At 46.9% G+C, this 24693-nt stretch carries 18 protein-coding genes; 2 read left to right on the top strand and 16 right to left on the bottom strand.

Annotation, left to right across the window (positions count from 1 at the left end):
* Positions 1 to 19 precede the first annotated feature (19 nt).
* The 4 genes from HXT30_RS01345 to HXT30_RS01330 all read right to left on the bottom strand — a co-directional run bounded on the left by HXT30_RS01345 (position 20) and on the right by HXT30_RS01330 (position 9865).
* Positions 20 to 1171, bottom strand: coding sequence for a class C sortase (locus HXT30_RS01345; protein ID WP_422111650.1), 1152 nt, complete (start codon positions 1169 to 1171; stop codon positions 20 to 22).
* A gap of 333 nt (positions 1172 to 1504) precedes the next feature.
* Complete coding sequence (locus HXT30_RS01340) at positions 1505 to 3214, bottom strand: SpaH/EbpB family LPXTG-anchored major pilin (protein ID WP_422111649.1); 1710 nt, start codon at positions 3212 to 3214, stop codon at positions 1505 to 1507.
* A 275-nt stretch (positions 3215 to 3489) separates the two neighbouring features.
* On the bottom strand, positions 3490 to 8658 hold the full coding sequence (locus HXT30_RS01335; protein ID WP_422111648.1) for a Rib/alpha-like domain-containing protein: 5169 nt from the start codon (positions 8656 to 8658) through the stop codon (positions 3490 to 3492).
* 757 nt (positions 8659 to 9415) lie between these two features.
* Positions 9416 to 9865: a helix-turn-helix domain-containing protein gene (locus tag HXT30_RS01330; RefSeq protein ID WP_415701663.1), complete on the bottom strand. Its 450-nt coding sequence runs from the start codon at positions 9863 to 9865 to the stop codon at positions 9416 to 9418.
* A gap of 273 nt (positions 9866 to 10138) precedes the next feature.
* Here HXT30_RS01330 and HXT30_RS01325 point away from each other — a divergent pair, with 273 nt between their 5' ends.
* Positions 10139 to 10426, top strand: coding sequence for a type II toxin-antitoxin system RelB/DinJ family antitoxin (locus tag HXT30_RS01325; protein ID WP_422111647.1), 288 nt, complete (start codon positions 10139 to 10141; stop codon positions 10424 to 10426).
* A gap of 113 nt (positions 10427 to 10539) precedes the next feature.
* A complete protein-coding gene (locus tag HXT30_RS01320) occupies positions 10540 to 10800 on the top strand; it encodes a DUF6725 family protein (RefSeq protein ID WP_422111646.1) in 261 nt (86 codons plus the stop codon).
* Positions 10801 to 11015: 215 nt separating this feature from the next.
* Here HXT30_RS01320 and HXT30_RS01315 read toward each other — a convergent pair whose 3' ends face one another.
* The 12 genes from HXT30_RS01315 to rpmF all read right to left on the bottom strand — a co-directional run bounded on the left by HXT30_RS01315 (position 11016) and on the right by rpmF (position 24352).
* Positions 11016 to 11855: a ParA family protein gene (locus HXT30_RS01315; RefSeq protein WP_422111645.1), complete on the bottom strand. Its 840-nt coding sequence runs from the start codon at positions 11853 to 11855 to the stop codon at positions 11016 to 11018.
* A gap of 63 nt (positions 11856 to 11918) precedes the next feature.
* Positions 11919 to 12959, bottom strand: coding sequence for a site-specific tyrosine recombinase (locus HXT30_RS01310; protein ID WP_422111644.1), 1041 nt, complete (start codon positions 12957 to 12959; stop codon positions 11919 to 11921).
* A gap of 158 nt (positions 12960 to 13117) precedes the next feature.
* The gene (locus tag HXT30_RS01305; protein WP_422111643.1) at positions 13118 to 14215 is read right to left on the bottom strand and encodes a prephenate dehydrogenase; all 1098 of its coding nucleotides are present in this window, start codon (positions 14213 to 14215) and stop codon (positions 13118 to 13120) included.
* The gene (locus HXT30_RS01300) at positions 14209 to 15270 is read right to left on the bottom strand and encodes a prephenate dehydratase (protein WP_422111642.1); all 1062 of its coding nucleotides are present in this window, start codon (positions 15268 to 15270) and stop codon (positions 14209 to 14211) included. The genes HXT30_RS01305 and HXT30_RS01300 overlap by 7 nt, the downstream gene beginning before the upstream one ends.
* 135 nt (positions 15271 to 15405) lie before the next feature.
* Positions 15406 to 15840 carry a hypothetical protein gene (locus tag HXT30_RS01295; RefSeq protein ID WP_020759120.1) on the bottom strand — a complete coding sequence of 145 codons (435 nt, stop codon included), beginning with the start codon at positions 15838 to 15840 and terminating at the stop codon, positions 15406 to 15408.
* 55 nt (positions 15841 to 15895) lie between these two features.
* The gene (typA, locus tag HXT30_RS01290; protein ID WP_101889789.1) at positions 15896 to 17821 is read right to left on the bottom strand and encodes a translational GTPase TypA; all 1926 of its coding nucleotides are present in this window, start codon (positions 17819 to 17821) and stop codon (positions 15896 to 15898) included.
* A 245-nt stretch (positions 17822 to 18066) separates the two neighbouring features.
* The gene (sufC, locus tag HXT30_RS01285; protein ID WP_004113429.1) at positions 18067 to 18843 is read right to left on the bottom strand and encodes a Fe-S cluster assembly ATPase SufC; all 777 of its coding nucleotides are present in this window, start codon (positions 18841 to 18843) and stop codon (positions 18067 to 18069) included.
* Between the two features lie 9 nt (positions 18844 to 18852).
* The gene (gene sufD, locus HXT30_RS01280; protein WP_422111641.1) at positions 18853 to 20175 is read right to left on the bottom strand and encodes a Fe-S cluster assembly protein SufD; all 1323 of its coding nucleotides are present in this window, start codon (positions 20173 to 20175) and stop codon (positions 18853 to 18855) included.
* Positions 20175 to 21749 carry a Fe-S cluster assembly protein SufB gene (gene sufB, locus HXT30_RS01275; protein ID WP_415705218.1) on the bottom strand — a complete coding sequence of 525 codons (1575 nt, stop codon included), beginning with the start codon at positions 21747 to 21749 and terminating at the stop codon, positions 20175 to 20177. The genes sufD and sufB overlap by 1 nt, the downstream gene beginning before the upstream one ends.
* Positions 21750 to 21856: 107 nt before the next feature.
* Positions 21857 to 23005 (bottom strand): tyrosine recombinase XerC, encoded by a 1149-nt coding sequence (locus HXT30_RS01270; RefSeq protein ID WP_422111640.1) that lies wholly within the window; start codon positions 23003 to 23005, stop codon positions 21857 to 21859.
* Between the two features lie 42 nt (positions 23006 to 23047).
* The gene (gene rnc, locus HXT30_RS01265) at positions 23048 to 24010 is read right to left on the bottom strand and encodes a ribonuclease III (protein WP_422111639.1); all 963 of its coding nucleotides are present in this window, start codon (positions 24008 to 24010) and stop codon (positions 23048 to 23050) included.
* Between the two features lie 147 nt (positions 24011 to 24157).
* A complete protein-coding gene (gene rpmF, locus HXT30_RS01260; RefSeq protein ID WP_004113441.1) occupies positions 24158 to 24352 on the bottom strand; it encodes a 50S ribosomal protein L32 in 195 nt (64 codons plus the stop codon).
* Positions 24353 to 24693: the final 341 nt, after the last annotated feature.

The following is a 24693-nucleotide window of genomic DNA, read 5'->3' as shown; positions in this document are numbered from 1 at the left end:
GCGGAAAAGCGCTCGCGTGTTACAGCACGCTACGCTTTAAGCGAAAAGGCAGGTCGTCGCGCAATATGTGCTTGCCGCGAATATCCCACTTGCGCCGCCTCTTACCAGCCGCCGCCGTAATCATCATGGAAAGAATCGCCGCCGAGAAAATCATCGCTATAACAAACAGCGTCATCCAAAGCGGCCACTGCACATGGTCCTCTGGCGCCGCAACAGGGTCTGGCAGCACGCGGTACCCCGTAACAAGCAGCCTATGCGAGTTAATTCCATACGGCGTGCACGTAAGCAGCGTTGCCAAATCGCGCCCCTTTTCGCGCTGCAGCAAACTTATGTCATGCGGATCCACCACGTTTATGCGAAACACCTTGTATCGTAAGGTCTCCCCTTGCACGTCGAGGTAAAAGTAGTCGCCCTTTTTAAGGTCGGTTAGCGAGTCGAACATGGTTGCGTTCGGCAAGCCCGTATGCGCGGTGATCACGGTGTGCCGCCCCTTGCCGCCCACTGGCAAATCCGTGCCGTACAAGTGCCCCGCGCCTCGCGCCAGCGTCTCTTCTTTTGTACCGTGGTAAATCGGCAGCTTTACGCCAATCTTCGGTATCTTTACAATGCCAATAATGCCCATCGGCTCCTCAAGCGCTTTAAGGTAGCGCTTGTACGCGGGCGTGTTAGTTATGTCTTCCTGGCCGTCGCCGCCGTACGGGTCTCGCGTGAGCATGTCTTTGCGCGTGGCATTGTAGCGTTTCGCGGCGCGTATGTGCGCGCGTCGCACGTCGCCAGCCTGGTCGTGATTGTACTTATCGTACGCTGTGGAAATCTCCTTGGAAACGTGATTATTCCACAGCGTTGAGCACACAGGGTAGCTAAAGCACAAAATGCCTGCAAGAACCAGCGCAATCGGCTCTATAATGCGCATCAGCGCGCTTTTCTTTTTAGTTATTTTTTTAGTTGTTTTTTTAGTTTTAAGTGTATTTTGGTTTATATTTTTGTTTGAGTTGGATCGTGGAGTTTGCTCTTCGGTTGCTTGCGATTCTTCCGCTAGCAAATCACTCGCACCAGCCACATTGCTCGTGCCAGCCACATTGGAGGTACGCTTCGCCTTATTCTTGAACAATTTAGCAACCGCGCGCTCGCTCAACGAGTGGCACCAATTGCTAACATCGGCTAGCTTCATAACTCCTCCAAGCTCAAGCTATTGAATGAAAGATAATATTTGGTTTGATTTTGATACAAACGCAGAAAAATGACGGGTTTTGTAGCTCTAAACGGCGTGTCGGACTACAAAAAGCGGAACACAACTCCGCACTTTGTAGCTCAAAACCACGCGCAGAACAACAAAAAGCGGAATAGTTGATCATGACGCGCTACGCTCTAAGCGAAAAGGCAGGTCGTCGCGCAAACGCACTACATAGGATTGAGTCTAGGATTTTACTCCTAGACTCAATCGTTTCTTGATTTAATCGTTTGCAGACTCAATCTTTATGATTTGCTAATCAATCTGAGCAAATCACGCAGCCTGCTCTTCTTCCTTCTTGCGATTCTTAAGGAATACGAACATACCAGAGCCAACAAGACCGAGGCCAATAAGCGCAAAGATAATCACGCCAGCAGCACCAGTCTTTGGAAGCTTGAACCAATTATCGCCTCCATCAGGACCGCCGTTTGGAAGATCCTTAAAGGTGTAGGTGAAGGTGTTGGTTGTAGAATCCCATCCTGTTCCAGATTCTTCAATCTTTACCTTTTCAACAGCTGGAGACAAAACAAAGCCCTCTGGAGCCTTAGTTTCCACAATGTAGAAGTCTTCTCCAACCTTTGCCTTGAAAGCCTTGGTTAAACCAGTAGTTTCAGCAGTTTCAGCTGTACTATCAAAGCCCTTAGCATAGTCAGCTACCTTGCAGTTTGTGTCACTACGGCTTGTATCTTTTGCACATTTATCTGCAGCTTCTTGAGTAGTAAAGATTGCAAACTTAGCACCCTTAAGACCTTCAGACACATTAGCTCCGTTAACCTTCTTAATCTGGAAGTCACGAACAGTTACCTCCGATTCTGGGTTTGGATTTGGATTAACCGGTACTGGTGGATTTTCACCATTCCTATGGCCTCCTTGCATGCCAAACTTGTTCACGATCTTGCCAGAATTGACGGATTCCTTAAGAGTGAACTTAAGAGTTACATTGACTGTTATTGTTGGGTCGGCTGCGTAAGCAGTAGCAATCTTTGTGAGGCCAGCTTCAGTAAAGTTAACCTTAAGACGAGAGTAACCTGTTTCGATACCATTCTTCCCAGCACCAGTGCCATCGCCAACTACAGGATCTCCAACTGTATAGTCACTAGCTGCTAAAGGCGTAGCTTCATTATTGCTCAACGCAACCTTCTTCACAGCAGTTTTTGCAGCATCAAACGCATTAGTTGGAACGTCATCCCAAATAGCAAAGTCAACTAAATCATCTTTAGTAAATTTAGAAACTTCAGTTTGGCTGTTTGAAGATACCTTGGACTTAATGGTGTATGTTACATCATCCTTAACGCCAATAAAGTTGTTAGTATCCGCGTACTTATGAATAGCATCACCAGTGTAAAGATCCTTTGGCTCCACCGTTACGGCATACTTGTAGGAGTTAGTTTTACCATCCACACTAGTAACTTCTGGAATAGTCATGAAGAATGGCTTAGAAAGCTTCTGATAATCATTTGGAGCTTCGACTTCTTCAATCTTGTACAAGCCAATTCCAAGGTTATCTATTTTTGCTACACCATTCGAATTAGTCGCAAATAGAGTCTTATCAGTTTGGGCTGCAGGTGCATTAGCGTTTGTTACTGAATCTTCAAAAGCGATATTCGTAGTAGTCTTAGGATCAGCGTTAAGAGTTGTGACCTTAGCAGCAACCTTAAGCCATTCATCATAATTTGTAAGATCAAGGTTGCTAGTTGAACCATCAAACGACTTAACCTTAGTCACCCTAAACTTAGCGCCCTCAACATGTGTTGTCTTAGACTGAGTAGTTGTGTTGCCTTGTTTTTTCGGCTCATCCTTCCACTTGGTAATGGTGATGGAGCCAGTCTGAGCCTTGCAAGCCTCAGACCAAGGCGCGCCGTTATTGCATGCATCCTCAGCCCAAGCGGAGGTGCCAGCAACCACGGCGCCAGCAACGCACAGCGTGCCAGCCATCGCGAGCGAGGCCACCGCGGCCACGCACTGCTTTGTTATCTTATTCATAATTTCTCCTTGTTTGTTTTGTTCTTGCGAACATTTTGAGAGATATGTGTTATGTTTTGTGTTGCGCACGGTCGGCGGAGTCATCGCAAAGCCGCATGAACTCTGTCGGCGGCTACGATTTGCGCCGCGCGCAGCAAGATTAAATCCGAACCATACGTCGGCATAATTGTCGTTACTATGTAACGAAACTATGTAACGTCACTATGTAACGCGTAATACCATTGCCAGCACATGGAACGTTGATACTGCAGTTTTTAAGCTGCAGAAAATTTTCATCAGCATCGCCACCTTTCGGTTATCCACCATTCGATACGCAGCATTACGCCGCCGCACCACTTGGCAGTTTTGCAGATAAAATCTTTAATCAGCGCCTTACGCAGCAACGCCTCAAGCATCGCGCGCCCCCACTTGGTCTGATCAAGGAAGAACCCAGCCGCCATAGCGCCCGTGCCAAGCACGCACACAACGCTCATAAGCATGTTCCAATTCACGCAATCTTCCCCGCCGGTCTTTGGCAGCGAGAATTTATCGACCACAGTTACTGGGAAGAACTTTGCAGCGTAGTCAATGCCCTCAGTATCGGTAAAGCCTATAGCCTTAGCAAAGTCATTATTAGTAACGCTAATCTTGCTATTCTTAATAGCATTCTTATACTTACCTAAATCCGTAAGCTTCATCGCAAGCACAACGCAATAGTATTTGCCAGACTTCGTAGGAGCTTTGTCGCTGGTGATAGTTCCGCGCGCACGCTCCATCGTTCCGCCAGTGCTATCAAACAGGAGATGCTCATCGCCAGTATTGCAGCCATCACCATTATTGCTACCCTTACGGCAAGTTTCCTGACGAGCAAAGCTTGGATATTTCCACGCCTGCTGCCAATTAAGCTTGAAGAACAGATTATCGAGATTCTCACTCCAAACCTGAGGCTGCTTCTTTCTAGCTTCATCACTGTCGTCTCTACACAAAGCTCTAAGCGTAATGCCTTCAGGCTTGGCTGTGGACCACGAGTCAATGCCCATATCCTTCAGCAAGCCAACGCCTTTCATAACAACAATTCCGTTCTTGCTGTCTACATCCCCAGTAAACTTGCCATTTTCATACTGCTTGTAAACGTTAACATGCAAATCTGGGTTGTTAATTGCTGGTCTGGTAACCTTCACCTTTGCGTAGATAGGGTGATCCTTGTTCACGGAGCCTTCGCCGTCCGATACAGAGCCGTCCGGGTAGTGAACCCTAACCTCGGCCCAATACTCGTCAGCATCCTGCCACTTATCTGGACGGAAGGTGACGGAGCCTTTGTTGGTGGCGTTACTATCTTTTGCTTCTGCCTTACCGTCAGCTTTGTTGTCTTCGCCGTCTTCAAAGTTAGCCCAAGGCAAACTCTTGGCACTCGTTTTGCTAATATCTCCAGCCTTAACAAAGCGCTTAATCTCGTACCAAGTGCCAGCAGGCAAAGCGCCTTCCTTAACGTTCACCAAATCCTCTTTTGGAACGCCGTTAGCATTAACCTCGGTGTTACCCTCGGTAACCTTCTTCTTGCTTTGCGGAGCGTCAGAGCTTATAGCTGCCTTGTTGCCTTTCTTAAGATTCTTGTCAAAAGTACTACCAGCCTGAATTTCTGGAATCTTCGTGTAAGTCGGGTTATACAGCTGATTGTCCTTATGAATATGCACAGAGAATGAACCAGTTTTGTAGCCTTCGCCTTCTGTGCCGTATGGATTGCCCTTAGCATTCAGAACGCTTGGAACTGGATCCTCGTCCTTCTTAGATTTGATATTAGCCTTAACAGCACTCTCAAACTTATTAGACTCAGCATCGCCTTTTATAACGTAGACTTTGCACACATAATCGCCAGTCTTCTGCGCCACGCCACCAAAAGATCCATGCGTGCGCTCAAAAGTGTTAAAGCTTTTATCACTATCAACCCAATCATCATATAAGAAAGTATCAGACTTGCAATTTTTGCTATTTGCATTGCACTCAAGCTGATCCTTAAGCGATGAATGCTTCCAAATCGTCTGTGGTTCTAAAAGACGCAATCCGTCTTTTTCGTTCTTATCCTTCGACTTCTCATTATTAACATGACCAGGAAGAATGCCATACGTGTAGTCGGTTTGCTTACCATTCTTGCCCTGCTTTGAGCAAATCATATGCTGGTGAAGATTGCCAACAGCATTCGTTAAGTAAGAATCAAACATAGGGCGATCGTTGCCAGAAAGTAAATCGCCTGGATGAAGGTCTATGCCATTTTCAACGCTGATTTTTCCACCATAAACTGATTGCTTCCTATACAAATCCAAACCAAATTTATTCTTGTCTGGCTTAGGCGTAACCGTCACCTTCGCGTACACAGGATGCTTCTCGTTCACAGAGCCTTCGCCGTCAGAAACCGAGCCGTCTGGGTAATGAACTCTAACTTCCGCCCAATATTCGCCAGCAGACTGCCACTTATCTGGGTGGAAGGTTACAGCGCCGTAATCGCGATTAGGCTGATCTAAAGTAACTACCTTGCCGCTCTTCTTATCTATAACAGGCTTGCCTTTTTCATCGCGCGTAACGTTATCTTCGCCGTCTTCAAAGTTAGCCCAAGGCAAACTGTTTGCTTTCGAGTTATTAATATCGACAGCCTTAACAAAGCGCTTAATCTCAAACCACGTGCCATCAGGCAGGTAATCATCAAGAATGCTAGCTTGTTCCTTCTCCGGAACACCATTTCCAGCTTTAGTACTCTTTGGCTGATCAGTGCTGATATTGTCTTTTGTCGGACTGCTATACCTACCATCCTTAATTGACTTGCCAGCTTGAATAGTTGGCATCTTTACATAAGTCGGGTTGTACTTTTGGTTGTCTTTAAGCTTGATTTTAAAGTAGAAACTACCAGCAACCCACTCTGAGCCTTTTGCGTCTTTTTTAGCAGTCTCATAGTTAGTAAAAAGTGATTGAAGCGCAATAGAATCACCTGATGACGCATTTTCAAATGCTGTAAGCGATGCACTATAATCTTTACTGTCTTTATCACCAGGCTTTTGGTGGAAAGCGAACACTTTACACTCATACGATCCGCCTTCATTAGGCGTGCCACCAATCAGCGCACGCGAACGCTCCATAGTGTCTCTGTTGTATTCGCTAGAGTGAAGGTATTTGTTAGGGTCACTGCAATCCTTGCCATTGCAACTCTTGTCATTATCTCGAACCCACTGGCGGAAATCCTCAAAATGCAAGCCGTTAATCTCTCCGCTAGCTTTCGCGCCCCCCTCTGCAGGTTTAAGTAACGCGAACGGAGAATTAGGTACATCCGTCCTATGGCATATCACACGGAAAGTAATAGGACCTTTACCATTATTTGCCCAAGAATCGAACACAATACCATTATTAGGGTTAGGGTTATATTTATCTTTCGCACCTATTTTCTTGCCCTTATCAATCTCGTGCGGATTACTTTTATGTCCAAAGGAAAAACCGCCAAACGCGTTATTATCTATTTTCTTTCCGTTGTACAATCCAAGATTCAAGTCACTACCTGAAATTGGCAAATCACCAACTGTAACAGGTGCGTACACAGGATTACCACTATTACCAGAGTCCTTATCTTTAGACGTAGAACCATCCGGGTACGTTACAACAACAGGAGTCTTTTCACTCTTACCAGCCTCAGACTTAGGCGGAGAAAACGTCACTTTGCCGTTTCCTGTATTTTTTGAATCAATCTTAGACCAATCAAGCACTGGAAGACTGTATTGAGTGTACTGCTCTAGCTTAAAAGTAGAACCTTTAGGAAGACTACCTACCCTAACCCACGGCTTTTTGCGATTCCTGACGCTTTTAGGTTCAACGCTGGTAGCAGGGCTAAACGTTCCCTTAGATGGATCGGAGCCAACCTCAGTTGTTTCGTAATGCGGATTGTATAGTGACGCTTGCGAAACGACCTTTATCTTAGTATCGTGAGTAAATTCTTTTGCATTTTTATGTTTACAGTTATATGACCCAGAATTAGGGTATGAGATTTTTGTGTGGAATGTAATAGTCTTATTTCTATCCTCTTTTCTAGGATTATACGTTAAGTGACCTGTATTAGGATCAATATAGACATATCCTTCAGAAATATTATTAGGAGAATTTGCAATTTTAATAGTATTATCCGAAATACCAGTAATAGAATATTTTATTCCAAGATCAGAAGGCAAATCAGTGGACGTACGACCATCATATACAAAGCTACCTTCGGAACTATTACCTTGCCAATGACCTGTTTTAATATAAGGCTTCTCAGTTATTTTACGACCATACGTAGTAATTGGAACATTATCCTTATCATAATCTTTGAGCATAGATTCATTAAATTGAGGATAAAGTATATCGTCAGGAGACTTAGGATTCATATTATGATGATGCTCAACAGAGTCAGGAATACCATCACCATCAGTATCAAATGGGCCAGAAACAACAAAACGAGTCTTAAGCTCTTTAGCTGAAATCCAGCCAGCAGCAAATGTAAGCAATAACGGATTTTGACCGCGATCAACTATTGCACTAATAGTCCAACGATGACTAATAGTAGAATCATCTTTCTCTTGAGAAATAAAGACTCGAGAAAACTTATTTTCTCTTTTCCACGCATAAACCTCACACATGTCATAATCATTTGCGTATTTGCCTTCAACACCAGCGCCTACGCCTTCAACTTTAGAGCCTGTGCCTGGACCAAGAGACTTAGCCCAGTCATGCCCTTCAAAGTTACTATCCCCCTTGTAATAAGTCCAGCGCGATTTGCCTAAATCACCAAGAACAAAATTTGCATAATCACCAGGATGATTACCAGGAAATTCTTTAGAGGATCGTGCCTTATTCCAATCAAAATCCGTGACACCACCCCAAGTTTTTCGCACAGTAACCTCGCGATATATTGTAATCGATGAATCCTCAATTCCAGAAGGAAGCCAAGCATACAAAGTTGGTTGACCGCCATAAGCCGAGCCTTTAGAAGGTTGATTACCTTCAGGAAACTGATTCTGAGAAGCGGATTTCGCACCAATACCCTGGGAATTGAAAGTTACTGTCCAAGTTATCTTTTTTCTAGTTTCGCCATTATAATTTACATCTTCTATTGTTGGATATGGCATATTAATTTGATTTACAGCGTCACCAACCCATGAACCATTTGACGTCACATAACCATTGCCAGCATAATCCCACCAAACCTGTGCCGCTTTAGCGTTGTGCATCGGCGGCACAACAAAAGTCGCAAAAAGTGTGGCGACGGCTACGAGCATTGCTAAAAGCGCGCGGCGAAGAGTGCGGGATGGGTGTGCTGTGCGTGCTGTGCATGCTGCGGTGGACGCGGTGGCGATGTTTTCGGAAGTGGCGGCAGAAGTAGCAGAAGCGGCAGCGCAAGACTCTGAGCCACCCTTATTACAAGCAAAAACGCGCGATGCAAGACGCCCCATGCGTGATGCGAATCCACGTAACCCTGCTGGCAACATAGTCTACTCACCTTTCCTGGCACCGCGAATATCGTGGCAACCCCCAACACGTTGCATGACTATTCCATGCAACTTGTTCCTCGTTATTCTTAAGTTATCTTTAACTACTATTCGCTCACTCGTTTTGTGCATTTGCGCGCAACTCCCAAAACTGGCAGAGCACCAGACAAATCCAATACTCAAAAAGCGTTAAGCACAATGTAACGAACGCTCCAACCAGCACCTGTACAAGCAAAGCCAGGTGACTCCCGCTGCCCAACGCAGCATAAACGTTCTGCAATCACTCAACGCAGCGCTAAATGCGCGATTAACTCGGGGGTTAACTCCGCAATCAACTCTGCGATTAGCCCGAATATTAACCCGCGCGCAAAAACAAGATAGCAAAGCGCAGCTTTAACTAAAGCCTCTAGTATTTATACCCCCCCCCCGAACGAATTCAAGTAAAAACCCCTACAAATTGCGGAGTGCGTAAAAGTTTTTATAATGATTGACTTTTGCAAAAAAATCTATTGAATACTAGATAATAACCGAATACTTTTATGTAGTAGGTGAAGTGGTTTTTGTGACCCGCGTGTCGCGAAAACCACAACATCTTGTGGTTTGGGTGCGCGCGGACCACAAGCCTCTGACCACAAGCGCGAGCAAATCGTAAGGCTAAAGCCAGTGCCCGAGCGCAAAAATCGCAGCTAATCCGCGCGAGCGATTTACCGACTTTGTAGCTCTAAGCACCAACTTGATTCCCATACTCTCGCACCATCGCGCTACGAGTAACAACCCACTGCTTACCGTATTTTTGAGCATCAACGCCCTTAACAAGCTTCTTATACGACACAGCTTTTCTAAGAGTCGACTCGCTTAAATTCCACAAATCGCTCGCATCCGCAAAAGACATTAAATTGTCAAATGGCGTTTTAATCTGCTCGCCATTGTTCCACAACTCATCACACGAAACATCTAAATCATCATTCCAAATAATGCCATATCCGCCTGTATCCACAACAACCTTATTAAACAACTTTTCGTCTTCCAATGCTTTGAACGCTGGAAACTTGCGCAGCAGATTATGAACATCGTATTCTTTAACAATTCCGTTTACAAAATGCACGAGGAGCCTCATATTTGCGCACGCTTTTACATCTTTAATCTTATAAAACCTTGAAATTACAGGCACATTCACCCCTCTTTCTTTTTCTGATTTCTCTTCTACGAATTAAATCATATTGACAACTATATCACGATACAGTGATATTTGATGTATGCCGACTTTGTTGCTCAAATCGGTAAAATAAACAACAAAAAGCGGAAAGGTCGTTTGCGTGTTACTGAAAATCATCAACAATTGATTGCATAATTAATGACATTTACGTTACATAATATATAATTATCGTATACATTTATGCAAAAGTATAAAACTCTACACTAAAACATAAGAGTAGGAACCAAGATGACTACAGCAACAACAGACGTGGTAAACGTAAACTTTCGCGCAAAGAAAGAAGACAAACTCAACGCAGAACGAGTTTGCAAAGAACTCGGAATCTCTATGAGCGCCGCGCTGAACGTGTTTATCAAAACGATTGGTCGCGAAAAGAGAATACCGTTAGATTTTTCGCTAGACCCATTTTACTCGCCGTCAAATCAGGCATATTTGAAATCGCAGATTGATGGCGTTAAAAATGGCACCATAAAGCTCGAAGAGCACAATTGCAAAGGCCACTACGACGATAAATAACGCGAAGACACAAATAACGCAAAGACACAAATAACACGGAAGGCAATACTACGAACAGCTTAATTAGGCGGCAGATTCTGCCAGAGTTTATACCAGTTGGCGCGCGAATTGTTGTGCGAACGTACAAAATTGCGCAGTTAGGCGGCGACGAAAGATTGCAAACAGGCAATGGCAGATCGCAAGCAACCGACGGCAGCGCACAAAAAATCGAATACCACGACGCGATTGGTCACGTAATCAGCTGGGACGGAGCAACATTGCATCTTATGCGCGACGCGGCCGCAAACGGAAGCCGACCCGAGCAAGAAATGTTTATCGACGCGCGCACAATCGTGCGATTAAAGCCAGTGCCCGAGCGCAAACATCGCGACTAATCTGCGCAAGCAATGTAGTGCGATTGTACTGGATTTCAGCGTGTCGTCGTTCGCGCGGTCTAAGCGCGCGAACGTCTTCGCCGCACGTAAAGTCCACTGGACTTTACGTTTGAGCGGCTCAGCGAATCGAGGTGATTTCTCGCGCATTATGCAGCTCGAAATCGTCGATTCGCGCGCTACGCTCTAAGCGAAAAGGCAGGTCGTCGCGCAAAGCGCTATTCAACAACGCCGTTAGAAATCAGCTCGCGCGCAACCTCGCGATACTCCTTAGCAGTCTTATGCTCAGGAGCAAAAATCGTAATCGGAACCGCCGCAACAGTGGAATCTGGCAGCTTAATCGAACGCGAAATAACAGAATGCAACACGCGCCCCTGGAAAGCCTCGTAAATCCTTTGCAAAACCTCTTCGCTGTGCAAAGTGCGCGTAAACATGGTAACGAGCACGCCAAACACTTGCAAATCTGGGTTAATTCTGTGCTGCACTTTTTCAATTGACTGCATAAGCAGCGCCACGCCTCTAAGCGCAAAGAACTCCGCAGCAACAGGAATAATCACACCATCCGCCGCCGTAAGCGCGTTGACGGTAAGCAAGCCAAGCGAAGGCTGGCAATCAATAATAATAACGTCGTACTCGTTGCGAACTTTGCGCAACACGCCAGCCAAAATCTGCTCGCGACCAACCTCGGTAACAAGCTGAACCTCTGCTGCCGAAAGATCAATGTTTGCAGGCATAACATCAATGTTTTCGGTGGCAGTATGACGAATCACATCGTGCACGTCTACAGAAGAATCAAAAAGCGCCGTGTAAACAGTGTTGTCAAGCGCGTTCGCATTAATCCCAAGCCCCACCGTTGCAGCGCCTTGCGGATCGAAGTCAACAATTAAAACGCGCCTACCGTATTGACTCAGCGCACCAGCTATATTGATGGAGCTGGTAGTTTTACCAACGCCACCCTTCTGGTTACACATAGCAATAATGCGCGCAGGACCGTGCGTTGTAAGCGCATCGGGCGCGCGGAAAGTATCATATTCGCGTCCAAGTAAATCAGTAGGCATACGCTCCAGTTTAGCAAAAGGTATGTTCAGTGGATTTGCGCGATGCGGCGGCGAATATCACCCCTACCTTGCGCGCGGATGGCTCATAACATACGCCTCCATAAGCGCGTCTGGGCTTATATGCGTGTAAATCTGCGTTGTTGTAACGGATGCATGCCCAAGCAGCTCCTGCACCGTGCGCACGTCGGCGCCGCCCGAAATCAAATGCGTTGCAAAGGAGTGACGAAGCGTGTGCGGATGCAATTCTTTGCCGATTTTTGCCATCTTGCCAGCGCGCGAAATCGCCTCCCAGGCGGATTGGCGAGACAGCGATTTGCCGCGTTTGTTGAGGAAAATCATGTGAGAATTTGCGGATTTTGATGATGAGTTTGATGATGAGTTTACTTGCGACTTTGCGGAAGCTTCCGACTTTTGCGCGCGACTTGCAAGAATCGGCCTAGCTTTATCTAAATAATCGCGCAACGCACTAACCGCGCACTTTCCAATCGGCACAAGCCTCTGCTTTTGCCCCTTGCCGCTAAGCCGCACAACTGATTCCTCCAAATCAATGTCCTCGAATTTTAAGCCAACCGCCTCGCTCACGCGCGCGCCAGTCGCGTACAAAAATTCCACAAGCGCGCGGTCTCGAAGCGAGACGGCATCCGTGCTACCAAATCCGCCAGCAGCATCGATTACGCGCTCCACTTCGCTAATGCTGAGCACGTCTGGAAGATGCTCCGACTGCTTAGGCGCTTTGACTTCTGCAGAAGGGTCGCTTGCGATTTGCGCGTTGGAAAGCATGAATTTGTTCCACTCGTGGATGCTTGCGATTCGCCGCGCAATCGTGCGAGAGCCTAAACTTTGTGATGACATTGCTTGTGATGACATTGCGCGCACGTATTCTTCAATATCTAGTTGCGTGATTTTGCTAACATCGTTGATTTTTCGGGCTTCGCGCAGCCAGTTGGCGTATTTTGTAAGATCCGACTCGTAAGCTTCAACGGTTTTTGGAGAAAGCCCGCGCTCCACGCTTATGTGGTTTAGAAATTGCTGGATTTTTGTGGAAAATGGCGATTGATTCGGTTGCTGCGATTGATTTGGGTGCGGTTGCTGCGATTCGGTCATATATTAATTATATGCCGCTCGAATCTACGACTTCGAGTTGCATAGCGCGCAAGCGATTTTCCCGAAAATGTTGCTCAAATCGGCGTGTCGAGCAACAAAAAGCGGAAATAGCGTTCGCGCGGATTAAGCGCGAGAATGCACTTCGGAGCTCACGGATATTAGAGAGTTGAGATGCGGCGAAGTGTTATGCAAGCCGCCGCAGATTCATTCAGCGCAACGCCAACAATCTGCTCGCCGCTTTGCGCGCTTTGAATCATCTGACTTTGCCAATCGCCTGGGCAATCAAGCGCAAATCGAAGCTCGCGCAAATTGCCAGCCGACTCATCGCAAGCAACCGCGCGCTCCTTATACTTGTATTCTCGCCAAGAATCAGCCTTAGCAAAAAACGCGCGCTCTGCCGCATCACGCTCATCACACTCATCGCTAGCAGCCGCAGAATCGCCATCGCTCCCCTCAAGCACCTTCTTCGCAAAACTCAACTCCTCAATCACGCTACCCAGCAAATCCGCCACATTTCGCCGATTTTCCGCAACCATTGCACGCGTGCGATTCGGGTCCGTAAGCGCCACTCGCGTCATATCTCGCCAAGAACCAGCCGACATTTGCAACGCAACATTGCGATTTTCGCTTCCACACAAAACATTCGCCAGCGCTGTAGAAACAACGTGCGGCATGTGCGAAATCAGCGCCGCCGAAGCATCGTGTATGGAATCGTTCAACACAAGCGCGCGATTGCCACACAACTCAACAATAACGCGCAAAACCGCCAAAAATCGCCAGAAATCGCTGCTTTCATCAACACTAATTGCCCAAAGCGCGCCGCGCAGCAACTCCGCGCTCGACGCCTGCCAACCCGTAAACTCGCTTCCAGCCATAGGATGCGCGCCAATATAACAATCGCCAAGCCCCGCGGCCTTAACCTGCTCGCGCACAAGCCCTTTAACGCTACCAACATCCGTCAAAGTTGTGCGCTGCTTGTTGATTCCGCGCGAAATCTCGCCAAGAACTTCTGGCATAGATGCAAGCGAATTGCACAAAATCAAAACATTTGGCTGCATGCGCGCAAGATCCGCAACGCTTTCAACGCAAGTGATTCCAAGCGCCCTCGCCTCGCTGTACATTGTTTGATGGCGATTATACGCGTACACTTTGCAAGAGCCAGTAGCCACCAAACGCTTTGCGATTGATCCGCCAATAAGTCCAAGTCCAACAATACCAACAGAAAATTTTTGAGAAAATTCAGCATCTTCTACCATAATAATTCTCTTTCTGCATGCATTACGTTCAAAGTGCGCAAAGCGCCCGAAGCATCAACTAAAGCATCGCCCGAAGCATCATCTGAAGCCTCGCCTACAGCATCAATACACACTCCACCATTAGGCAGCATCCAATCATTCATAATCGGATTATTGCGATTATTAGAAGGATACACCGCTAAAACTCGCACCCAATCACCATGTTCAACAACCTCTTGAATCATAGCTTTGCACGTAGAATCCCAAGGAGCAGCATCAACAGTGGCAATAAAACTATATAAACCATCTTGACCTTTAATCGGCCTAGACATAAAAGAAGTCATATTAAGACCATGATCGCGCACAACGTCAAGCAAATTTGCTAGCACTCCAGCACCTGTACAACGCGGAATAAAAGCAATAATCGAAGAAAAAGATGAATAGCATTCGCGATGCATACTAACAAAATTGAAAGCCTCATCTCTAGGAGCTAACACTAAAAACTCAGTGCGCGCGCCAGAAAAATCTTCAACGCCTTCACTCACAATTTGCCTATTGTATAAATCAGCACAAATTTTAGGACACAAGGCAACTTCGCCATTAACTAAATCCCTACAAGCAGCAGCGTTTGAAGACGCGGTTTTTTCTTTCAATCCATGCTTTTGAGCAAACTTACGGCATTGCGCCAACGCGTGAGGATGAGCAACAATAGTCGAACAGTTATCGATTGAATCCGACTGGCAAACAACAGCATCAAAACTTATATCAACGCCCAAGCGAGCAATGCCAACCATATTTTTTGCATCAATTAATAAATCTAAATTAGGTATTACTACGCCTTCAATATTGTTTTCCCACGCAATAATACCCAAATCGTAGCAATCTTCAATTTTGCTAGCAATATTACGAATATTCTCACACGCAGTTGGAATAAGACTCAAAGCACTTAACGATTTACATTGTTCTTTAACTTTTAAAGCAGCTTGATGAGTAAAAGAACCTTCTGGCCCTAAATAACATAATTTGCGGTCACTACTGCTGTTCTTATTACTATTCATGACTATATTGCTATTCATGACTATTCCTCAAACTACTTTAAGACTATAAGACTAAGACTACTGTAAATAAGACTACTCTAAGACTATAAGTAAGACTACCTTACACTGATTTGGCACCACTATTTAGCGCCACTACCACTGATTTAGTGCCACTTATTTAGCGCCAGAAATAACAAAAAATTTATTAGGCATACAAAGCAAAACTGCGTGAGCAATAATCACGCCATAAAGCCAAAAATATCCAGCATTTTGTGCAATCCACGGAAGATTATCTACGCCAAAGCCAATGGCAACTAGCACGCCGCGAAATGCGCCAAAAACCCTAAACCATCCAAGCGCAATCATCCACACAACCGAACAACACACAATTGCGTGCAAAATAAAGCCAAACATGCCACAAAGCATGCGAGCAAAACACGCGCTCAAAGTAACAAGCAAAAGCGCGATTACAAGACCGTACGGAAAGCCGTACATAGCGCCCATTCGGTGCGCAAAAGTGCCCAAAACCGCGCAAAATGCCGCTAAAACGCATAAAGCCGCACACTTGCTAGCAAATAGCACAGAATGCGACTTTATGTTAAACATCATTTTAAGGAATATTTTAAGCGATATTTTAAGAAATCACGCTAAATTTACGCAGCAATCACGCAGCGTTGTTGTTCTGCCTACGCTGCTTAGCGCGCCACTTATACCATTCATCACGGCTCAAAATAATCTTGCGCACGCGAATCGACTCAGGTGTAACTTCCACGCACTCATCTTCGTTAGCAAAGTCAAGCGACTCTTCCAAGCTCATCTTAATTGGTGGAGTCAAAGTCTCAAGCACATCTGCTGTAGAAGAACGCATGTTAGTCATATGCTTAGCAAGCGTAATATTAACATCCAACTCGTCTGGCTTATTGTTAATACCAACGATTTGACCTTCGTACACAGGGCTTTGCGGATCCACAAAGAACACGCCACGCGCCTGCAAACGCTGCATAGCATAAGGAGTTGCAACACCCTTACGATCGCAAACCATGGAGCCATTCTGACGAGTTACAATCTGACCAGCCCAAGGCGCGTAGCCTGCAGAAATAGAGCTTGCGATTCCCGTTCCGCGAGTTGCAGAAAGAAGAGCCGTGCGGAAGCCAATAAGACCGCGAGAAGGAACAGTAAATTGCAAGCGAATCCAGCCAGATCCGTGATTGCTCATAGAATCCATGCGGCCCTTGCGATCCGCCATAAGCTGCGTAACAGTACCCATGTATTCTTCTGGAACATCAATCGTAGTGTTTTCCATAGGCTCGTTAATTTGGCCATCAATCGTCTTAGTAACAACCTGAGGACGGCCAACTGTAAGCTCGTAGCCTTCGCGACGCATTTGCTCCGCCAAAACTGCCAACGCCAACTCGCCACGACCCTGAACTTCCCAAGCATCTGGGCGGTCTGTTGGAAGAACCTTAATAGACACGTTACCAATAAGCTCGCGATCAAGCCTATCTTTAATCATGCGCGCCGTAAGCTTGTGATCCTTGCCTTCTGTGCCAGCAAGCGGCGAATCGTTAATGCCGAAAGTCATGGAGATAGCTGGGTCGTCAACGTGAATCAATGGAAGAGGCTTTGGATCGTTCTGATCCACAATCGTCTCACCAATCATAATGTCGTTAACGCCTGCGACTGCAACAATATCTCCAGGTCCTGCAGATGCAACAGGAGTGCGCTCCAAGCCTTGCGTGCGCAAAAGCTCGGAAACGCGGAAGTTTTCAAGCGAGCCGTCTACACGAGAAAGCCCGTAAGTCTTGCCCTTTTCCAAAATGCCATTGTAGATTCGCACTAAGCCTAAGCGGCCAAGGAAGTCGGAGGAATCAATGTTTGCAACGTGCGCCTGAAGAGGTGCGCCTTCCTCGTACTCTGGCGCTGGAATGTTGGAGATAATGGAGTCAAAAAGAGGCTCCAAATTATCGTTATCTGGCAAACCGCCGTTTTCTGGCTGATTCAAGGATGCATAGCCAGCTTTTGCAGCGCAATAAATAACAGGCAAATCAAGAAGCGAATCAATATCTAGGTCGATTCCTTCTTCAACAACGTCTTGTGCAAGGCCTAGAAGCAAATCTGTAGCTTCGCTAACAACCTCGTCAATACGCGCATCTGGACGATCCGTTTTGTTAACGCACAAAATCACTGGCAACTTTGCCTCAAGCGCCTTGCGTAGAACGAATCGAGTTTGTGGAAGTGGGCCTTCGGAAGCGTCAACAAGCAGCACAACGCCATCAACCATGGAAATGCCGCGCTCCACCTCGCCACCAAAGTCGGCGTGACCTGGGGTATCGATTACGTTGATTGTGATTCCCTCTGGATGACCGTACTTTTCTGCGAGCGGGCCAGTGTATTGCACGGCCGTGTTCTTGGCAAGAATGGTGATGCCCTTTTCGCGCTCGAGGTCGTTGGAGTCCATTACGCGGTCTGGCACTTCTTCTCGCTCAGAGAATACGTGCGACTGCTGAAGCATGGCATTTACGAGCGTTGTTTTACCATGGTCAACGTGCGCTACGATTGCCACATTTCTAATATCACCGCGAACAGTCATTACAAACCTCTTCCATTTGATTTAGCCAAACCTAAACGAGTTTACTCGCGGCTTTAGACACGCCATTACACGAGAAATGTTGACGCATTTTGTAGCTCGAAACGGCATGTAGGACTACAAAACACGGAACAACCTTCCGCACTTTGTACCAGATTTGGCCTAAATCACGTACAAAACGCGGAATAGAAGATCATGTTGCTCTCGCGGTCTAACCGCTCATGCAGGTCGATTCATGCAATAGCCGCTCACGCAATAGCAGACTCGCTGGCACCTTCTGGCAAATACTTGTCGTATCCTTCTTCTTCCAACTCGTCTGCAAGCTCTGGCCCTGCCGTCTTTACAAAGTGACCTTGCGCAAAAACGTGAACAATATCTGGCTTAATGTACTTAAGGATTCGCGTGTAATGCGTAACCATCATAATGCCCAAACCAGTGCTTTCTTTAGCACGATTTACGCCTTCCGAAACAATTCGCAAAGCATCCACGTCTAGTCCAGAATCCGTCTCGTCTAAAATCGCAAACTTTGGCTTTAGAATCTCTAGTTGCAAAACTTCCGCACGCTTTTTCTCGCCGCCCGAAAATCCCTCGTTTACAGAACGAGATGCAAACTTTGGGTCCATTCTTAAGCGCTTCATTGCTTCGTTAAGCTCTTTAACCCACGCGCGCAAAGTCGGAGCCTCTCCGCTCACTTCTGTTTTTGCTGTGCGCAAAAAGTTCGTCATCGAAACGCCAGGTACCTCTACAGGGTATTGCATCGCAAGGAACAGACCAGCTTTTGCGCGCTCATCTGGAGTCATCTTCAAAATATCTTCGCCGTCTAAAAGCACCTGGCCCGAATCCACTTCGTACTTTGGGTGACCTGCCAAAGTGTATGCGAGAGTAGACTTTCCAGAGCCATTCGGACCCATAATCGCGTGCGTTTCGCCAGAATTAACTGTAAGATTTACGCCTTTTAAGATTTGCTTGCGTCCCTCTTTTGTTTCTACAGACGCGTACAAATCCTTGATTTCTAAAGTTGACATGTTTATCTCCTATTCTTCCGCATATTTCGATTCGTCGGTTGCTTGCGACCTTTCGGTTGCTTGCGACTCGTTCGCATTTACAGATTCTTCCGTCTTAGCTAAACGCCTCTCAATCGCAGCCATCAAATGATCTACGATTTGCGGCACGCCAATCTCATCAATAAGCTCGTTAAAGAATCCGCGCACAACAAGCTTTCTAGCATCCGCCTCGCTAACGCCGCGAGATTGCAAGTAAAACAGCTCCTCGTCGTCGAATCTGCCAACAGAACTTGCGTGACCTGCGCCAATAATATTTCCGTTTTCGATTTCTAGATTTGGCTCCGAATCGGCAATCGCGCCAGGAGTTAGCACCAGATTTCGGTTCAACTCGTACGAATCCGTGCCTGGAGCTTCTGGCTTAATAAGCGCGTTTCCAACCCATGTAGAATGCGCTCCTTTGCCGTAAAGCGCGCCCTTATACACTACTCGCGACTTGCATTCTGGGTGATTGTGCACAACCATAGTGCGATGCTCAACATGCTCGCCTGGGTCCACAAAATACATGCCAAGCATGTTCAAATCGCCCTTTTCGCCGCCAAAATCCTGATCCATGCGGATTCGCACAACGTCTCCGCCAAGCGTGACCATTGTGTGGCGAAGCGAAGCACCCTGCCCAACGTGAATCCTATGATTTCCAACGTGTTTGCTGCCTGAATCCCACTCTTGAATGAACGTTGTAGAAACGTGCGCGTTCTCTCCAAGAATGATTTCTACGCCTTCAGCAAGCTTTGCAACTCCCGTGTGCTCTACAATAATATCCGCATTTGTGCAGGAATCTGCTTCTATCACTAAGTGCAATGCGTCAAGTGGCAATGCGTCAAGTGATTTCGCAGCGTCTAGCGACTGCAAGTTGTTCCCGTGAATTTGCAATATTACTGGCTTTGTAACTTCGCCACAAACATGCAAAACGTACGCAGACTTTGCAGAATTCCACGCAACAGCAGCCACGCGATCCGAAGGCTTCATTTCGGTATGCGGAGCCTCACTTTTCGGCAAAATTTGCAGCTTTGCGTGCGAATCGCCATCAACACCTTTTAGCTCTACCGTAACGTTATTAGACGGCTCAAAGCTATCAAAAAACTCAGAGATTCGCTCAACTGGCGTGTACCGCCAATCTTCCTGCTTGCGCGTTGGAATCGCAAAGTCTTGCACGTTAAAAGAGCGCACGGATTTATCTGCACTAGAAGGCATTGCAGCAGGAACAGCGTAGGGATCGTTAGGGTCTGCTACAGGAATATTAATTTCTTTTTCCGTCATTTTATTGCCTAAATTCTTTTTCAGATCTTCGCTCATCACCCCACGGATCCTTCCATTTGCAATTCCACAAGACGATTAAGCTCCAGAGCATACTCCATTGGTAGCTGGCGACTAATCGGCTCCACAAAGCCGCGAACAATCATGCCCATAGCCTCTTTTTCTTCCAGCCCACGGCTCATCAAATAGAAAAGCTGATCCTCAGAAACCTTGGAAACAGTGGCCTCGTGAGCCATCGAAACGTTATCTTCGCGCACATCAACATGCGGATAAGTGTCGGACCTAGAAAAATCGTCAACAAGCAAAGCATCGCACACAACCGAAGAGCTGGAGCCACTAGCGCCCTTAACAATCTTCACAAGACCGCGGTAGGCAGAGCGTCCACCGCCGCGCGAAATCGACTTAGCAACAATCGTAGAACTCGTGTGCGGAGCCAAGTGAATCATCTTCGCACCCGTATCTTGGTACTGACCGCGGCCAGCAAAGCTCAAAGACATGGTTTCTGCTTTTGCGTACGGCTCGGCGAGAATACAAGCAGGATACTTCATAGTTGCCTTGGAGCCAATGTTTCCATCAACCCACTCCATTGTGCCACCTTCGCGCACGTAAGCTCGCTGAGTTACCAAGTTGTACACGTTATTTGACCAGTTTTGCACGGTTGTGTAGCGCACGCGCGCATGCTTTTCTACAACGATTTCAACGTTTGCAGCGTGGAGCGAATCCGTGGAATAAATCGGAGCTGTGCAACCTTCAACGTAATGCACGTACGATCCTTCGTCTGCAATAATCAACGTGCGCTCAAACTGACCCATGTTCGGCGTGTTAATGCGGAAGTAAGCCTGAAGTGGAATGTCCACATGCACACCTTTTGGCACGTACACAAACGATCCGCCACTCCAAGCTGCGGTGTTAAGAGCCGCAAACTTGTTGTCGTCAACTGGAATCACAGTTGCAAAATACTTTTTTACAAGCTCTGGATACTTTTGCACTGCTGTATCTGTATCAACAAAAATCACGCCTTGAGCTGCTAAGTCCTCGCGAATCGAATTGTAAATAACTTCCGACTCGTACTGTGCTGCAACGCCTGAAACTAAGCGCTTTTTCTCCGCTTCTGGAATGCCAAGCCTATCGTAAGTTTTGCGAATGTCTTCTGGCAAATCGTCCCAAGTTTTCGCTTGATCGTGAACTGGGCGAACGTAATACTTAAAATCGTCTGCGTCAAAACCACTTAAATCCACGCCCCAATCTGGCATCGGCTTTTGCAAAAACGCGCGGTAGCCTTGCAAACGAAGGTTTAGCATCCATTCTGGCTCATGTTTGTCTGCAGAAATTGCGCGAACAACCGACTCGTCAATGCCCTTCTTTGCAGCCTCGCCTGCAGCGTCCGAATCGTGCCAGCCGTAATTGTATTCGCCAAATTCGGCAACGATTTGCTCGTCTTGGCGAATTTTATCTTCGTTTACGCGAGCGCGATCTGCTACGTACTGGCTCATTTCAACGTCTGCCGCGCTGGAGTCATTTTGATTCGCTACATTCTTATTCGTCGATGCGCTATTCGTCGACACGCTATTCATCAATGCGCTTGATTCAGGCTTATTTGAATCATCAACCACTGTTTTACCCTCCTATCAAGCTTATAAGTCGATTATACATTTAGCCACGCGGCGGCATTACGTGATTCAAATCACATCTTTTCATTCTCTGCATAAACCTTATTTTTCTAGGCACGCGGGAAGGCTTGTGAGTAGCGCTGCTTAAGAGCCTGAATAGAAACGTGCGTGTAGCGCTGCGTTGTGTTAAGCGACGAATGCCCCAAAAGCTCTTGAACCTCGCGAAGATCCGCTCCACCGTTGAGCATATGCGTTGCAGCACTGTGGCGAAGCGCGTGCGGTGCAACATCTGGCACGTTTGCAGCAGCTGCAGCCTCGTGAACAATACTCCTAACAATGCGCTGGTCAATGCGCTTTGCTCGCGCGCCCAAAAACAGCGCTTGCGAGGTTTCTGCGTGCTTTTCTAGCAGCTCACTTCGACCATGCTCAATCCACTCTTTGCAAGCGTTTGCAGCAGGAACACCAAACGGAACAACGCGCTGCTTGTTTCCTTTACCTGTAACTTTTACAGTGTGATTTTCAAAATCCATATCTTGCACATTAATGCTTGTAAGCTCCCCCACGCGCATGCCCGTTGCGTATAAAAGCTCTAGAATCGCAGCGTTTCTAAGGGCGAGTGCATGTTCTTGAGGGGATTTTTGAGGCGATTTTAGTGGCGTATTTTCTTTACGATCGGAAGCTTGCGACTTTTGCGCGCACGGCTTTTTCTGCTTACTGCTTTGCTCAGTTGAATCATGCTCAGTTGAATCATGCGCAAAGTTATCGGCGCAACTATCAGCGCAATTATCCGCGCAATTATCTGCATAACTATCCGCATAATCAAGCAACTTTTGCGCTTGCGCTTCGTCTAAAACAGTAGGAAGCTCATTAGCAATCTTAGGAGTTGAAAGAATTTGCGCAGGATTTGCGCTAATCAAACCAACATGCTTAGCCCACGCAAAAAAGCCGCGCACAGCTACCACTTTGCGCGCCAAACTCGAGCGCGCGTGATTCTTGTTAAGCCAATACATCCATTGGCGCAAAACACTCGTAGAAACCGCGCGCAAATCGCAAAAACCGTTGCTACTACACCACTCTAAGCACTGCAAAACATCAGCGCCGTACGCGCGCAAGGTGGCCCCCCCAAGGCCTTTGTTTGCGCGCAAATAGTCAACGTAGCGCGCACAGTGGTAGCGTAAGTCGCAAAAGTCGCCAGCAACCGTTGATGATGCTGAATCATCGTTAAATAATGAATCATTATTATTACGACTGCTAGCCATAGAACCGCCTCAAATCGCTTATATCACAGCAATCAGAAAGACCTAATTACCGCTTTCTTCGCTCGCGCTCGATTTACGCCTTCTATCCAACACATGCCAAGCTTTATCTGCAGCAGCAAGCTGAGCCTTGCGCTTGCTAGAACCAACCGCCTCACCCAGCAGCTCATCGCCGTTTTCGTGCGCCAAAACCGCGCGTGCACGGAACACGGGCGCGTAATCTGGTCCAGAAACCGACATTCTATATTGCGGCTCGTCAAGCCCCATCTCGTGCGCCAAAACCGTAAGCGAAGTCTTCCAATCCAAAGCTGGGCCTTCCGTAAGAACCTCCGCCAAAGTGTCGTCAATCAAGCGATGCACTACAGCGCGCGCCTCGTCAATGCCATGCTCAACAAAAGTCGCGCCAATAAGCGCCTCAACAATATCGCACAAAATCGAGTCTTTTTGAGCGCCGCCATGCTCCATCTCGCCATGACCCAAAAGAATATACGGTCCAACATGCAACTTATCTCGCGCAACCGCGCTCAAAGCCCACTCCGAAACAGCCTTAGCGCGAAGCTTAGCCAATTGGCCTTCCGTCATGTCTGGGTGAGCAGAAAACAGCGTTTCTGTAGAAACAAGCTCCAAAACGGCGTCTCCCAAAAACTCTAGGCGCTCGTAGTTTTTAGTGCCTGGATGCTCGTGTGAAAAAGATCGATGAGTGAGAGCCTCAACAAGCAAATCTGGCGAAATCGTAGTGCCAAGCGCGCGCAAAAGCTCCTGAGTAGGGTCACCATTTTGCGTGTGGCCATCTTGAGTGCGCGCAACGCCAATGCTGCTAGTTCTAGCGTCTTGTGGCTGATTTGGGTTCGTGCATGCGCCGTGCTGGTCGTCATTTTGAACGTCATTTTTGTCATTACTTTTGACGTCACTTTTTACATCATTCTGGACGTCACTTTTTACATCATTTTGAACGTCATGCTGATCTTTTGTGTTGTTCCCACTCATATTTTCAACATTATAGCGCAAGCATTGAAGTCATTGATTTGCGCTATTCGCTTCCCGACTTTGTTGCAAAAAACACCTAAATCACGTACATTTTCGGGAAACAACACAAACTAGGAAAAAACAAAAACCCTGCCACCCGTCGATGGCAGGGTTCTCTTAAAATACAACCTACTTGGTGTGCGCAGAGCGAATTGCTTCGCGATACACGCGACCGCGGAAGTTACCGCAGGTTGGGCAAGCCATGTGAGACAACGCTGGCGAACCGCAGTTCGGGCAGGTAATAGTCTGCACGGCAGAAGCCTTCCAATTGGCGCGACGCGAATGAGTATTAGCGCGCGAGGTCTTGTACTTTGGCAGTGCCATAATCTTTCCTCTATTTCGTTCAACCGATTGAGCTTAAGCGTTCTGTATATTACAGCAAGCGCCATACATTATTCGCAAACACACGCCTAGCTAGGTAGAGATTCGAGATTTTTCGCCGCTATCGAGGCGAGCCTCAGCGTCGCTAGATGGTGACTCGCCGAGAGAGCAAGAAAAATCGAGAATCTCAGGCGTTTAAGCAATACGCAATTGTTTAATCACGTAAGAGGGCTGGGTGATTCTTGGTCGAACAGTATAAGAGCGGCAGCCGATACCAAATAATCCAATGACTCACCCTACAAACAAACTTCAACCCAAAAAACAAAATCAAAGCCAAATCGGAA

It is taken from the genome of Gardnerella sp. DNF00571G, from assembly GCF_049262695.1.
GTDB lineage: Bacteria > Actinomycetota > Actinomycetes > Actinomycetales > Bifidobacteriaceae > Bifidobacterium > Bifidobacterium piotii.
This window is presented reverse-complemented; position numbering and strand designations above follow the sequence as displayed.